We start from the raw sequence: 234 nt of genomic DNA, 5'->3' as shown, positions 1-234 counted from the left end.
ATTAAAACGTTGCTGCTCCAGCAGTTTCATTTTCTAATTTTCGGTTGATATTTGTTTTCTTACCTTTAGCAAAATCAAAGCTCAAACCAACAACAAACATCGATTTGTTGTCCCAAATTTTCCCTACACGAGAATAATCCACATATTGTTTATCCATCGTTTTTTGCTTGTAAGTCGATGGCATTCCAATCCAATACATTCCAGTAGAAAAAGTCCAATTATTGTACTTATAAC

The 234-nt window shown here is 33.3% G+C and carries 1 protein-coding gene; it reads right to left on the bottom strand.

Going from position 1 to position 234, the window contains the following annotated elements; translation table 11 throughout:
• Position 1: 1 nt before the first annotated feature.
• Positions 2–234 (bottom strand): hypothetical protein (locus tag FJ988_RS31020; RefSeq protein ID WP_210242801.1); only part of this gene is annotated, 233 nt, incomplete at its 5' end.

The sequence above is a fragment of the Mesorhizobium sp. CU3 genome (assembly GCF_006442965.1).
In the GTDB taxonomy this organism is placed as follows: domain Bacteria; phylum Pseudomonadota; class Alphaproteobacteria; order Rhizobiales; family Rhizobiaceae; genus Mesorhizobium.
The sequence above is the reverse complement of the archived record's forward strand: the minus strand, read 5'-3'. Positions and strand labels throughout refer to the sequence as shown.